The sequence below is a fragment of the Pseudomonas sp. Xaverov 83 genome, from assembly GCF_019352905.1.
In the GTDB taxonomy this organism is placed as follows: Bacteria; Pseudomonadota; Gammaproteobacteria; order Pseudomonadales; family Pseudomonadaceae; genus Aquipseudomonas; species Aquipseudomonas yamanorum.
In genome coordinates this window covers 14,569-28,261 of record NZ_JAAAFU010000007.1, presented here as the reverse complement: position 1 = coordinate 28,261, position 13,693 = coordinate 14,569, and the positions used below count along the sequence as shown (strand labels likewise).

The following is a 13,693-nucleotide window of genomic DNA, read 5'->3' as shown; positions in this document are numbered from 1 at the left end:
ATGTTTTTTCAGATCGCCCGAGCGGCTACGGCCTCCGGACGACGCGACAGCAAGCTCACCACCACAAAACTCACAAGACCCACACCCAGGCTGTAGTAGATCGGCGTGTTGGCATCCAACCCATCCTTAATCATGAACACCAGTGCGGTCACAAAGCCCAGGGTCATGGAGGTGATCGCTCCGGACGTCGTCGCACGTTTCCAGAAAATCGCGCCGATCAGCGGAATCAACATACCGCCCACCAACAGGTTGTAAGCCAGGGTCAGCGCGCTGATCACATCGCTCACCACCAGTGCGATACCCAGTACGGCGATACCGGTCAGCAAGGTAAACAGGCGGTTGATCTTCAGGCTCGACTGTTTACCGCCCCGCAGGCGCGGCAGCAGGTCTTCGGTCAATACGGTGGACGCGGCGAGCAAGCCGGCACTGGCGGTGGACATCATCGCGGCCAGTGCGGCGGCGATCACCAGGCCGCGGATACCGTCCGGCAACGAGACTTTGACGATGGCGGCAAACGCGTTGTTGACGTTGTCCAGGTCCGGGATCAGTACATGGGCGGCCATGCCGATCAGCGCACAGGCCAGGCCGTAAAGGATGCAGTAGAAACCGGCGAATGTACCTGCGTACTTGGCGACCTTTTCGTCACGGGCGGTGAACACCCGTTGCCAGATGTCCTGGCCGATCAGGATGCCGAAGAAGTAGATCATGAAGTAGGTGATGATGGTGTCCCAGCCGATTTCAGTGAAGCTGAAATTCGACGCGGGCAGCTTGGCCACCAATTCATCCCAGCCGCCGACGCGGTACAGGCAGATTGGCAGCAGGATAAACATCAGGCCGACGGTCTTGATCACGAACTGCACGATGTCGGTCAGGGTCAGCGACCACATGCCGCCGATGGTCGAGTACACCACCACCACACCACCGCCCACCAATACCGAAATCCAGAACGGCAGGTCGAACAGCACTTGCAGCACGGTGCCTATGGCGAGGATCGAGGTCACGCCGATCATCAGCGCGTAGGCCAGCATGATCACTGCGCTGGCCTGGCGGGCCATGGGGTTGTAGCGTTTTTCCAGGACCTGGGTCACGGTGAAGATTTTCAGCTTCAGCAGCGGCTTGGCCAGGAACAGGTTCAGCGCAATGATCCCGGCACCCAGCGCGGCGCATAGCCAGAAACCGGAAATGCCATGGACATAGCCCAAGCGTACGGTGCCGACGGTGGACGCACCGCCCAACACCGTGGCGGCCATGGTACCCATGTACAGCGTCGGGCCGAGGTTGCGGCCGGCCACCAGGTAATCTTCATGGGTCTTGGCGCGGCGCATGCCGTAGTAGCCGAGCACCAGCATGCCGGCGGCGTAGATGAGGACGACGAATAGATCTAAAGCCATGACGGCGGGTCTCCGATTATCTTTTTTATGTGGGGCTAAGGGGCGCAATGTGGCGAGGGAGCTTGCTCCCGTTGGGCTGCGCAGCAGCCCCAATCCATTCCAGGCAATTCATCAGGCGGCCTCGCGACTGCTGCGCAGTCGAACGGGAGCAAGCTCCCTCGCCACAGTCGGCCCGTAAACGGAAGCGGGTTCAGGGAACACGCGAAGCAACGTCAGGTACACCAGCGAGGCAAGGCCAAGCGTCACCGGCAAGCTGATGTCGATGCCGTCGGCGAGGTTGCCCAGCGGCCCGACAAACTGTCCCGGCAGGTTGACGAAGCACAGGCCCACCAGTGCACTCGGGATCCAGGCCCCCAGGCCGCGCCAATTCCAGCCGTGGCTGAACCAGTAGCGCCCGCCGGTTTCACCGCGGGTGAACACTTGCAGGTCGTCCGGGCAGTAATAGCCCCGGCGCACGATCAGGCCGATGATCATCATCACCATCCACGGCGTGGTGCAGGTGATGATCAGCACGGCGAAGGTCGATACGCTCTGCACCAGGTTGGCGGCGAAACGTCCGATAAAGATGAAGGCAATCGACATCACCCCGATCAGCAGCGTCGCCTTGACCCGGGACAGCAGGCGCGGGAACACGCTGGACATGTCCAGCCCGGTGCCATACAGCGAGGTGGTGCCGGTGGACATGCCGCCGATCACCGCGATCAGGCACACCGGCAGGAAAAACCAGCTGGGTGCTACCGCCAGCAGGCCGCCGACGTAGTTGTTGGCCGCGATGTAGTCCGGTGCCTTGACCGCCACGATGGTCGCGGTGGCCAGGCCGAACAGGAACGGGATCAACGTCGCGATCTGCGCGAACACCACCGCCAGCATGATCCGCATCTTCGAGGTTTCCCGCGGGATGTAGCGCGACCAGTCACCGAGGAATGCGCCGAAGGAAATCGGGTTGCTCATGGCCACCAGTGCCGCACCGATAAACGCCGCCCAGAAACCGGTCTGGCCGAGGGCAACGGTGCCGGCGAAGTGGCTGTCGAAAGCGGGGGCGAAGGCGAAGATGCCCAGCAGGAACAGCAGGCTCGCCGCCCATACTGCAATGCGGTTGACCCACAGCATGAAGCGAAAGCCGTAGATGCACACCGTCAGTACCAGAATGGCGAACACGCCGTAGGCCAGGCCCAGGGTCAGGTCGGTTTCCGGCAAGCCCACCAGACGTTTCGCACCGCCCACCAGCGCATCGCCTGAACTCCACACCGACAGTGAGAAGAACGCGATAGCGGTCAGCAGCGACAGGAACGAGCCGACAATCCGCCCGTGCACGCCAAAGTGCGCACCGGAAGACACGGCATTGTTGGTGCCATTGAGCGGGCCGAACAGGCCCATGGGCGCGAGGATCACCGCACCCACCAGCACGCCCAGCACAATCGCCCAGACGCCGGCCTGGAACGACAGGCCAAACAGCACCGGAAAGCTCCCCAGCACCGCAGTGGCGAAGGTGTTGGCACCGCCGAAAATCAGGCGAAACAAATCCTTCGGCCCGGCGGTACGTTCGTGGTCCGGGATCTGTTCGACGCCGTTGGTTTCTATGTTGCGAATACTGTTTTCGTTGTTTTTATTATTCATGATCTGCTCCGATCACATTGGCTAATGGGGCGGCAGCCCTTCCGGCATAGCGGACAAATGTTCGTGACAGGCCAGCCACAGGCCTTCTTTTTGTTGTGTGCGATCCCCTTGTCGCTTGAAGACAATGGTCTCGCGTTCCTGGCTAAAGAATTGCTCCCCGTTCATGCGCAGCTCGGTGGCCACGTCATGCACAAATACCGCGACGTCACCGTGCAGGCTGACGAACGCGTTGCTTGAGGTGCAGGACAGCACCTCAAATCCCTCGTCCCGGCGCCAGCTGTCCCACAACACCTGATAGGCATCGCGGCTCAGCAACGGTTGGGGGAGGGTGTAGAACACGAAGCTGGCGTCGGCACTGAACGCACCGAAATAGGCATCGCGATCATTGCGGGCGAAGGCCGACACCAGGTCGGCCGCGGCTTTTAATACCTCGGCCTGGGCGCTCATCAGCGGTGCGCCACGCCCGGCAGTACGCAGAGCATTTCGTACAGCAGGTTGGCGCCGAGCAGCGAGGTGTTGCCGGTGGTGTCGTACGGCGGCGAAACTTCTACCAGGTCGCAACCAATCAGATCCAGGCCTTGGCAGCCACGGATGATTTCAATCGCCTGGATCGTGGTCAAGCCACCGATTTCCGGGGTGCCGGTGCCAGGCGCCCAGGCCGGGTCGATGCCGTCGATGTCGAAGCTCAGGTACACCGGGCCGCCGCCGACTTTCTCGCGCACTTCCGCCATCAAGGGGGCCAGGGAGTGGTGCCAGCATTCTTCGGCCTGGACCACACGGAACCCCTGTTTGCGGCTCCAGTTGAAGTCTTCGGCGGTATAGCCCTGGGCGCGCAGGCCGATTTGCACCACGCGGTCGCAATCCAGCAAGCCTTCCTCCACGGCGCGGCGGAAGGTGGTGCCGTGGGCGATTTTCTCGCCGAACATATGGTCGTTGACGTCGGCGTGGGCATCAATGTGGACCAGCCCGACCTTGCCGTGTTTCTTGTGGATCGCCCGCAGGATCGGCAGGGTGATGGTGTGGTCGCCACCCAGGGTCATAGGGATCACGTTGTGTTCGAGGATCTCGTCGTAGGCTTCTTCGATGATGCGCACGGCGTCCAGCAGGTTGAAGGTGTTGATCGCCACGTCGCCGATGTCGGCAACCGACAGCGAGTCAAACGGCGCGGCGCCGGTGGCCATGTTGTAAGGGCGGATCATCACCGATTCAGCGCGGATTTCCCGCGGCCCGAAACGGGTGCCGGCACGCAGGGAGGTGCCGATGTCCAAGGGCACGCCGACAAAGGCGGCATCCAGGCCCTTGGCCGATTGCAGATGGGGAAGACGCATCATGGTGGCGATGCCGGCGAAGCGCGGCATTTCGTTGCCGCCCAGTGGTTGGTGGAAAATCTTGTCCACGGGATTGCCTCATCGTTGTGTTTATTAGAGGCCGATTCTGCGAAATGCACGGGAAGGGAAGAATCGGCAGGGGCAAATACTTAGTTCAGATTTTTCTAAACTAATGCCTGAGGTAAACTCGGCTCCCACAGGTTTTATGTTTGCTTCTGGAGAGCCCATGGCCAACGCCTTGCCCGACCTGAAACTCCTGCGCATCTTCGTCAGCGTCGTGCGGCACCAGGGTTTCGCCAATGCCCAGCACGAACTCAACCTGTCGACCTCGGCCATCAGCACTTACATGAGCCAATTGGAAGCCGCGTTGGGTCTGGTGCTGTGTCATCGCGGCCGGGGCGGGTTCAGCCTGACCAGCAAGGGCGAATTGTTCCATCAGGAAACCCTGCGCCTGCTGGGCGAGCTGGAAGGCTTCGAGCAATACGCCGCCGCGCTCAAAGGCGAACTACGCGGCACCCTAAAACTCGGCGTACTCGACTCCACCGTCAGCGACAAGGCCTTGCCGTTTGCCGAAGTCATCGGCGCCTACAGCCAGGAACACCCGGCGGTGCATCTGCACTTGTCGGTGATGAGCCCTTACGAATTGCAGTTGGGGGTACAGGACAATCGCCTGGATCTGGCCATCGGTGCCTTCTCCAACCGCATGAGCGGGCTGATCTACATGCCGCTGTACCGCGAACAGCACTGGCTGTATTGCAGCACCCGTCACCCGCTGTTCAACGAGCGGCGCATCCCGGAGCAAGTGATCACCCAGCAACGCATGGTCGGTCGTGGTTACTGGAGCCAGGCCGAACTGGCGCGCCACGGCTTCAAGCACAGCGCCGCCACGGTCGAAAGTATGGAGGCGCAACTGATCCTGGTGCTGTCCGGCGCCTACATCGGCTACCTGCCGGAACACTACGCCCAGGCCTGGGCCGACAAGGGGGATTTGCGGGTGCTGCTGCCGGCGACCTTTGGCTACCAGGCGCCGTTCTCGATGATCATGCGCCGGGGCCGCAGCCGCGAACCATTGATCCAGACCTTCCGCGATTTACTTAAAGCCCAGCTCAACCAGGCCTGAAAACCATGTCCAGACCCCAATGCCCCCGCTGCCTGCGGCCCACTGCTCATTGCCTGTGCCCGCTGATCCCCCGGCTGGATAGCCGCACTCGGGTGTTGCTGTTGCAGCATCCGAGCGAGGTGAATCACGCCTTGAACACAGCGAGGTTGGCGGCGCTGGGGTTGGTGAATGCGCAGTTGGTAGTCGGCGAGGTATTTGAAGATTTGCAGGCGTTGTTGAATCCGCCGGGTTATCAGGCGCGATTGTTATTCCCTGCCGAGGATGCGCAACCGTTACAGGCCTACACGCCATCCGACGAACCGTTGCTGCTGGTGGTGCCGGACGGCACCTGGCGCAAGGCACGCAAGTTGTTGCACCTCAATCCGTTGTTGGCAGCATTGCCAAGAGTGACGCTGGCGGAAGGCGCTGTGTCCCGGTACCGGTTGCGCAAGGCGCCGGGGCCCGGGGCATTATCGACGGTGGAGGCCATCGTGCAGGCGTTGCAGGTGCTCGAAGCGCCCACCTCATTCGAACCGCTGCTGAAACCGTTTGAGGCATTGATCGAAGGGCAAATTGCCGCGATGGGCGATGAAGTGTTTCAGAGAAACCACGGCCCCGCCTGACTTATTCCATTAAGCGATAAGCACCACACTTTGCGTGATATGGCCCGCCAGCCTTTCCCGGTATGATGATCGCCCCCGCAGTCTGGATTGCGAATACGCCATGACCTTGCAGTACCCCACCATCGCCGATTGCGTCGGCAACACCCCGCTGGTCCGCTTGCAGCGCCTGCCGGGCAACACCAGCAATACCTTGCTGCTCAAGCTCGAAGGGAACAATCCGGCCGGCTCGGTCAAGGACCGCCCCGCGTTGTCGATGATCACCCGCGCCGAGTTGCGTGGGCAGATCAAGCCCGGCGACACCCTGATCGAAGCCACCTCCGGTAATACCGGGATTGCCCTGGCCATGGCTGCGGCGATCAAGGGCTACAAGATGGTCCTGATCATGCCCGACAACGGCAGCGCCGAGCGCAAGGCGGCGATGACCGCCTATGGCGCCGAGTTGATCCTGGTCACCCAGGAAGAAGGCATGGAAGGTGCTCGTGACCTCGCCGAGCGTATGGCCGCCGAAGGCCGTGGCCTGGTGCTGGACCAGTTCGCCAACGGCGACAACCCCGAGGCGCACTACACCACCACCGGCCCGGAAATCTGGCGCCAGACCCAGGGCACCATCACTCACTTCGTGAGTTCGATGGGCACCACCGGCACCATCATGGGCAACTCGCGCTACCTCAAGGAGCAGAATCCCGAGATCCAGATCGTCGGCCTGCAACCGATGGAAGGCTCGGCGATCCCGGGGATCCGTCGTTGGCCCGAAGAGTATTTGCCGAAGATCTACAACGCCGCTCGGGTTGATCGCATCATCGACATGGCCCAGCGTGAAGCCGAAGACACCACCCGCCGGTTGGCCCGTGAAGAAGGTATCTTCTGCGGCGTGTCGTCCGGTGGTGCCGTGGCCGGGATGTTGCGCTTGTCCCAGGAGTTGGAAAACGCGGTGATCGTCGCGATCATCTGTGACCGTGGCGACCGTTACCTGTCGACCGGCATTTTCGACGCGCCCAACTGATGGCCAAGCACGAGAGAGGCCTGCGCTTCCAACCGACGGGCGGCAGCCGCGCCCCGCAGATTCCTGTAGGCAAGAAGCAGCGCCTGACCATCGAGCGCCTGGCCAACGACGGCCGTGGCATCGTGTTCTTTGAAGGCCGCACCTGGTTTGTGGTGGGGGCGCTGGCCGGCGAAGAGGTGGAAGCGCGGGTGTTGGGCGCCCACGGCAAAGTGGTCGAGGCCCGCACCGAGCGCGTATTTACCGCCAGCGAACTGCGCCGCCCGGCACCCTGTGTACACGCCGGCCGTTGCGGCGGTTGCAGCCTGCAACACCTGCCCCATGACGAACAGCTCGCCCTGAAACAGCGCATGCTCGCCGAGCAATTATCCCGCGTGGCCGGTGTCGAACCCCAGGAGTGGGCCGCGCCTTTGAGCGGGCCGGAATTCGGCTATCGCCGCCGTGCCCGCGTGGCCGTGCGCTGGGATGCCAAGGCGAAGAAACTTGAAGTCGGCTTTCGCGCCGTGGCCAGCCAGGACATCGTCGCCATCGACGATTGCCCGGTGCTGGTACAGGCCTTGCAACCGATCATGCAGCGGTTGCCAAACATGTTGCGACGCTTGAGCAAACCTCAGGCGTTGGGGCATGTGGAGTTGTTCAGCGGGTCGTCGATCGCCGTGTTGTTGCGACACATGGCGCCCTTGTCCGAAGCGGACCTGACGATCCTGCAGGAATTTTGTACTTTTCATGAAGCGCAATTGTGGCTGCATGGAGAGGGTCAGCCGCAACCCTTCGAACCGGACCAGGCCTTGGGCTATCGTCTGGAACAGTGGGATTTGCAGTTGGCGTACCGCCCGGGAGACTTTGTGCAGGTCAACGCCGGGGTCAACGAGGCGATGGTCGCCCAGGCCCTGGAATGGCTGGCGCCAAAGCCCGACGAGCGGGTGCTGGATTTGTTTTGTGGTTTGGGCAACTTCGCCTTGCCGCTGGCCCGCCAAGTGCGGGAAGTGGTGGCGGTGGAAGGCGTGCAGGCCATGGTGGACCGGGCGGCACACAATGCCGTCAGTAATAATTTGCATAATGTGCAGTTTTTTCAGGCCGATTTGTCTCAGCCTTTGACCGACGCGGAGTGGGCCAAAGAGGGCTTTTCTGCGGTACTCTTGGACCCACCCCGCGATGGTGCCCTGGAGGTTGTGCGCAAGCTCGCTACCCTGGGGGCTGATCGCCTGGTGTATGTGTCCTGCAATCCGGCAACGCTGGCGCGGGACACGGTCGAGTTGGTCAAGCAAGGCTACCGGCTAAAACGTGCCGGGATCCTCGACATGTTTCCCCAGACGGCCCATGTCGAGGCCATGGCGTTATTTGAAGCGGGCTAGGATGCCCGTTTAATCCGACTGGCCTGCATCTCCTGGGCCTGTGACCTGCCAGGGAGCGTGCACAAGCTTTTTTGTAAAGCAGGTCAGCGATGATTTTGACGCACTAAAGGTGCGTCGTAGGGAAGGTAAGCAAGATGGTACAGGTGAGAGCACACCAGCCGATCAACACCGACGGCAGTATCAATCTCGAGGCATGGCTGGATCATGCCATCAGTGTCGACCCGGCACTGGACCGTGAAGCCTTGAAAGCAGCCTGCGAGTTCGCTCGTGAGTCTGAACAGCAAGACAATGCGGCCAAGAACCTGTGGGCCGAAGGCACTTCAAGCTTTCGCACCGGGTTGGAAATCGCCGAGATCCTCGCCGATCTCAAGCTCGATCAGGATTCACTGATCGCAGCGGTGCTGTATCGCGGCGTGCGCGAAGGGCATATTCAATTGTCCACCGTCAGCCAGCGTTTCGGCACCGTGGTGGCCAAGCTGATCGACGGCGTGCTGCGTATGGCGGCGATCAGTGCCAGCCTCAGCCCGCGCCAGTCCATGGTGCTGGGCACCCAGGGCCAGGTGGAAAACCTGCGCAAGATGCTGGTGGCGATGGTCGACGACGTACGCGTCGCGCTGATCAAGCTGGCTGAACGCACCTGCGCGATTCGTGCAGTGAAAACCGCTGATGACGAAAAGCGCAACCGCGTCGCCCGCGAGGTGTTCGACATCTACGCGCCCCTGGCCCACCGCCTAGGCATCGGCCATATCAAGTGGGAACTGGAGGACTTGTCCTTCCGTTACCTCGAACCCGATCAATACAAACAGATTGCCACGCTGCTCCATGAGCGGCGGCTGGACCGTGAGCGTTTCATCGCCGACGTGATGAGCCAGTTGCGCACGGAGTTGCAGGCCACCGGCGTTGAAGCCGACATCAGCGGCCGGGCCAAACACATCTATTCCATCTGGCGCAAAATGCAGCGCAAGGGCCTGGCCTTCAGCCAGATCTACGACGTGCGTGCCGTGCGCGTGCTGGTGCCGGAAATGCGCGACTGCTACACCGCACTGGGTATCGTGCACACGCTGTGGCGGCACATCCCCAAGGAGTTCGACGACTACATCGCCAACCCCAAGGAAAACGGTTACCGCTCGTTGCACACGGCAGTGATCGGCCCCGAGGGCAAGGTGCTGGAAGTACAGATCCGTACCCATGCGATGCACGAAGAAGCGGAGCTGGGTGTATGCGCTCACTGGCGTTACAAGGGCACCGACGTCAAGGCCGGGTCCAACCAGTACGAAGAGAAAATTTCCTGGTTGCGCCAGGTGCTGGAATGGCATGAAGAGCTGGGCGACATCGGTGGTTTGGCCGACCAGTTGCGGGTGGACATCGAACCCGATCGGGTCTACATCTTCACCCCCGACGGCCACGCGATCGACCTGCCCAAGGGCGCCACGCCACTGGACTTTGCCTACCGCGTGCACACCGAGATCGGCCACAACTGCCGTGGCGCGAAGATCAATGGGCGCATCGTGCCGCTCAACTACAGCCTGCAGACCGGTGAACAGGTCGAGATCATCACCAGCAAGCACGGTACGCCGAGCCGCGACTGGCTGAACCCGAACCTGGGCTACATCACCACCTCCCGGGCGCGGGCGAAGATTGTCCATTGGTTCAAATTGCAGGCGCGCGACCAGAACGTCGCCGCCGGCAAGACCTTGCTCGAACGCGAATTGGCGCGTCTTGGCCTGCCGCAGGTGGACTTCGACAAGCTGGCCGAAAAGGCCAACATGAAGATCGCCGAAGACATGTTCGCCGCCCTCGGTGCCGGTGATTTGCGCCTGGCGCAGTTGGTGAATCTGGCCCAGCAACTGGTTGAGCCGGAGCGTGGCAGCGAGCAGCTGGAACTGATCCCGCGTAAAGCCACCGGCTACAAGCCGGGCAAGCGCGGCGATATCCAGATCCAGGGTGTCGGCAACCTGATGACGCAAATGGCCGGCTGCTGCCAGCCATTGCCGGGCGACGCTATCGTCGGTTACATCACTCAGGGACGCGGGGTGAGCATTCACCGCCAGGACTGTGCCTCGGTGTTGCAATTGGGCGGGCGCGAGCCGGAGCGGATCATCCAGGTCAGCTGGGGCCCGGTGCCGGTGTTGACCTATCCGGTGGACATCGTCATCCGTGCCTACGACCGTTCCGGCCTGCTGCGCGACGTGTCGCAGGTGCTGCTCAATGAGCGGATCAACGTGCTGGCGGTCAATACCCGCTCGAATAAAGAGGACAACACCGCGTTGATGTCCCTGACTATCGAGATTCCTGGGCTGGACGCGTTGGGGCGGTTGCTGGGGCGTATTTCCCAGTTGCCGAACATCATTGAGACCCGGCGTAATCGCACGCCATGAGTAGCTGGATGAGCGCGGACTAAAATGTGGGGGCGGGCTTGCTCGCGAAGGCGGTGTGTCTGTCAAATATCAGGCAACTGACACGACGCCTTCGCGACCAAGCCCGCTCCCACATTTGATCCTCAGCGTTTCCACTTCTGCGGAAAGAGACTGATGTATTCACTTGAAGACCTGCTGCACCTGATGAACCGCCTGCGCGACCCGCAATACGGTTGCCCGTGGGACATCAAGCAAACCTACGCCACCATCGTCCCCCACACCCTGGAAGAAGCCTACGAAGTCGCCGACGCCATCGAACGCGGGGATTTTGATCACCTGCAAGGTGAGTTGGGCGACCTGTTGTTCCAGGTGGTGTATTACAGCCAGTTGGCGCGAGAAGAAGGGCGCTTTGAATTTGCCGGGGTGATCGACAGCATCACCCGCAAACTGATTCGCCGTCACCCGCATGTGTTCCCCACCGGTGATTTGTATGCGCCGCTGGATATCCCGCAGTTGAGCGAAGAGCAAGTCAAGGAACGCTGGGAAGCGATCAAGGCCGAGGAGCGTGCGGAAAAGTCCGACGCGCCACAGCAATTGTCCCTGCTGGATGACGTACCCACGGCCTTACCCGCGCTTTCCCGTGCCGCCAAATTGCAAAAGCGCGCCGGGCAGGTGGGTTTTGACTGGCCGGCGGCGTTGCCGGTGGTGGATAACGTACGCGAAGAGCTGGATGAAGTGCTGGAAGCCATGGCCGATAACGACCCGGCAGCCATCGCGGATGAGGTGGGCGACCTGCTGTTTGCGGCGGTCAACCTGGCCCGTCACCTCCAGGTCGACCCGGAAGCGGCCCTGCGTTTAGCCAACGCAAAATTCGAACGACGTTTCCGATTTATCGAACAGGCATTGCGCGAGACCCACCGTCCCATAGAAGATTGCACCCTCGAAGAGTTGGACGCCCTGTGGGGCGAAGCCAAACGCCAGGAAAAGAATCTGTCCAGCTGCGGCTGAGCCGTTGCCCAAGTGAGTAAGCACCATGAGCATTTCCCTTCGCGACCAGTTGCTCAAAGCAGGCCTGGTCAACCAAAAGCAGGCCAAGCAGGTCGGCAAAGAGAAACAGAAACAGCAGCGGCTGGTGCATAAAGGCCAGGTCGCAGCCGACGATACCCAGGCGCGCCTGGCCATCGAAGCGCATGCCGAGAAGGTCAAGCGTGACCAGGAGCTGAACCGTCAGCAGCAGGAAAAAGCCGAGGCCAAGGCCCGTGTTGCCCAGGTCAAGCAACTGATCGAAACCTCGCGCCTGCCCAAGTTGACCACCGAGGACTACTACAACTTCGTGGATGACAAGAAGGTCAAGCGCCTGTCGGTCAACACGCTGATGCGTAACAAGCTGAGCAATGGCTCCCTGGCGATCGTGCATCACGGTGGCGGTTACGAGGTGATCCCGCGCGAAGCTGCGCTGAAGATCCAGGAGCGGGCGCCGGAGCGTATCGTCCAGATGAACGTCCTGACCGAAAGCCAGGTGCCGGATGAGGATGATCCGTACGCCGCCTACCAGATCCCTGACGATCTGATGTGGTAATGCGTTAGAAACCACATTGTGGCGAGGGGGCTTGCTGTGGCGAGGGAGCTTGCTCCCGCTGGGGTGCGAAGCGCCCCCAAAATCCCAACCCCCAAAAACACAAACCCCGCTCAAAAGGCGGGGTTTGTGTTTTTAGATATTCCAGCTGCGTGGGGCTGGCTACCTACAGGATTTCAGAGTTTCAGGAGCTTTGCGCCTGGCGTTTCATCTCAAGGGTCTCGAGCTCGTTTTTATAATTATGAGCTTCGGTCTCGTCGTGAAACATGCCGACCAGCAGGTCTTGCTGGTGTACATCCCAGATGTGAATCCCGTGGGCTACTGCTTCATGGGACATATGTTCATCGTCGCGTTCAGTTACTTTTACAGTCATCTGCTTGCTCCAATCTCTGGTTGATCTGCGGCAAGGCGTCGCAGGCCTTTGTTATATGATTTGTTAGCTTGCTAAGTAAATAACCAGGAATTGCAACACACCTTTACAGGATTTGCAGTAATCGCCCGAGCCCACGGAAACCGCGACATTGCGTCGCAGGGCGCTGAGTTATATGACAAAAGTTTCATGTTGGCGTCAGGTGACAGGCGAAAAAAAGCCCCGCATGCGCGAGGCTCTTTCACTGTGCTGAGGATCAGCTGCCTTTGACAGCCTTGCCGTCAACGGTACCGTCTTGCAGCATGATGTTGTATTCCTTGCCGTCGGTCTCGACCTGACGCAGGGCAACCAGGATGCCGCCCCAGTCCTTGGCAAACCACATTTGGGTAATGCGCTTGCTTTGAGTCGGGTCACGCACGCGCTCGACCTTGATTGCATCGATGGAGCCGGCTTTGGTCTGGACCTTTTCCGGGCCGATCACGCGGAAGTCGTAGGTGTCGACATCAGTGCCTTCGACGACGTTGTAGCTCATGCTTTTCTTGCCGGCTGCAACATCGCGCTGCAATGCCAACTGGTAGGTCGACTTATCGAGCATGCCGCTTTGAAGGGCCACGTTGACCGGGTCCTTGTTTTCAAAGCCGGTGACTTTCTTGGCCGTCTGATCGAAGTCGAGGTTGATCTTCTTCGTCTTGCCGAGGCCGCCGCGTTCGAAGGTGTAGCTCACCGGCTGCAGGGCATCTTTGTCGAAGCGAATCACGCTGGTTTCAGTCAGGCTGGCGATCATCATGGAAGCCTTGAAATTCAAGGTCCAGCTGCCGTTGTCATTCTTGGTCAGGCTACGCTCTGCCGAACCACTCATGGGCAACTGCTTCCAGTCGGCGGTGTAGCTCGCGGAGAAAGGGTGAAGGTCTGCCGCTTGCACGGCAGGCAAGGCGAACAGCGCAAAGGCGAAGAGCAGGGCGCGACGCATAAAGTCT

Annotated in this window: 13 protein-coding genes; 7 read left to right on the top strand and 6 right to left on the bottom strand. The window is 60.8% G+C overall.

The window, feature by feature from the left end:
• Nucleotides 1-8 precede the first annotated feature (8 nt).
• The 4 genes from K0H47_RS02855 to speB all read right to left on the bottom strand — a co-directional run bounded on the left by K0H47_RS02855 (nt 9) and on the right by speB (nt 4,405).
• Nucleotides 9-1,391 (bottom strand): sodium:solute symporter, encoded by a 1,383-nt coding sequence (locus tag K0H47_RS02855; RefSeq protein ID WP_063032460.1) that lies wholly within the window; start codon nt 1,389-1,391, stop codon nt 9-11.
• A 111-nt stretch (nt 1,392-1,502) separates the two neighbouring features.
• Nucleotides 1,503-3,008 carry a cytosine permease gene (locus K0H47_RS02850; protein ID WP_177026433.1) on the bottom strand — a complete coding sequence of 502 codons (1,506 nt, stop codon included), beginning with the start codon at nt 3,006-3,008 and terminating at the stop codon, nt 1,503-1,505.
• Between the two features lie 21 nt (nt 3,009-3,029).
• The gene (locus K0H47_RS02845; protein WP_003210732.1) at nt 3,030-3,455 is read right to left on the bottom strand and encodes a nuclear transport factor 2 family protein; all 426 of its coding nucleotides are present in this window, start codon (nt 3,453-3,455) and stop codon (nt 3,030-3,032) included.
• Nucleotides 3,455-4,405: an agmatinase gene (gene speB / locus K0H47_RS02840; protein ID WP_003210733.1), complete on the bottom strand. Its 951-nt coding sequence runs from the start codon at nt 4,403-4,405 to the stop codon at nt 3,455-3,457. The genes K0H47_RS02845 and speB overlap by 1 nt, the downstream gene beginning before the upstream one ends.
• Nucleotides 4,406-4,562: 157 nt before the next feature.
• On the opposite strand from speB, the gene K0H47_RS02835 reads away from it, so the two are divergent.
• From K0H47_RS02835 to K0H47_RS02805, 7 genes are all read left to right on the top strand, one after another.
• Nucleotides 4,563-5,456 (top strand): LysR family transcriptional regulator, encoded by an 894-nt coding sequence (locus tag K0H47_RS02835; RefSeq protein ID WP_003210734.1) that lies wholly within the window; start codon nt 4,563-4,565, stop codon nt 5,454-5,456.
• 5 nt (nt 5,457-5,461) lie between these two features.
• A complete protein-coding gene (locus K0H47_RS02830) occupies nt 5,462-6,058 on the top strand; it encodes a tRNA-uridine aminocarboxypropyltransferase (RefSeq protein WP_219271895.1) in 597 nt (198 codons plus the stop codon).
• Between the two features lie 100 nt (nt 6,059-6,158).
• On the top strand, nt 6,159-7,061 hold the full coding sequence (gene cysM, locus K0H47_RS02825; RefSeq protein ID WP_017479132.1) for a cysteine synthase CysM: 903 nt from the start codon (nt 6,159-6,161) through the stop codon (nt 7,059-7,061).
• Nucleotides 7,061-8,413: a 23S rRNA (uracil(1939)-C(5))-methyltransferase RlmD gene (gene rlmD, locus K0H47_RS02820; protein ID WP_219271893.1), complete on the top strand. Its 1,353-nt coding sequence runs from the start codon at nt 7,061-7,063 to the stop codon at nt 8,411-8,413. The genes cysM and rlmD overlap by 1 nt, the downstream gene beginning before the upstream one ends.
• A gap of 134 nt (nt 8,414-8,547) precedes the next feature.
• The gene (gene relA / locus K0H47_RS02815) at nt 8,548-10,791 is read left to right on the top strand and encodes a GTP diphosphokinase (RefSeq protein WP_219271891.1); all 2,244 of its coding nucleotides are present in this window, start codon (nt 8,548-8,550) and stop codon (nt 10,789-10,791) included.
• A 153-nt stretch (nt 10,792-10,944) separates the two neighbouring features.
• Complete coding sequence (gene mazG, locus K0H47_RS02810; protein ID WP_063032452.1) at nt 10,945-11,778, top strand: nucleoside triphosphate pyrophosphohydrolase; 834 nt, start codon at nt 10,945-10,947, stop codon at nt 11,776-11,778.
• Nucleotides 11,779-11,803: 25 nt separating this feature from the next.
• On the top strand, nt 11,804-12,349 hold the full coding sequence (locus K0H47_RS02805; RefSeq protein ID WP_093200557.1) for a DUF2058 domain-containing protein: 546 nt from the start codon (nt 11,804-11,806) through the stop codon (nt 12,347-12,349).
• 181 nt (nt 12,350-12,530) lie between these two features.
• Here K0H47_RS02805 and K0H47_RS02800 read toward each other — a convergent pair whose 3' ends face one another.
• On the bottom strand, nt 12,531-12,719 hold the full coding sequence (locus K0H47_RS02800) for a hypothetical protein (protein WP_008438187.1): 189 nt from the start codon (nt 12,717-12,719) through the stop codon (nt 12,531-12,533).
• A 253-nt stretch (nt 12,720-12,972) separates the two neighbouring features.
• Nucleotides 12,973-13,686 carry a DUF3108 domain-containing protein gene (locus tag K0H47_RS02795; RefSeq protein ID WP_003210742.1) on the bottom strand — a complete coding sequence of 238 codons (714 nt, stop codon included), beginning with the start codon at nt 13,684-13,686 and terminating at the stop codon, nt 12,973-12,975.
• Nucleotides 13,687-13,693 lie beyond the last annotated feature (7 nt).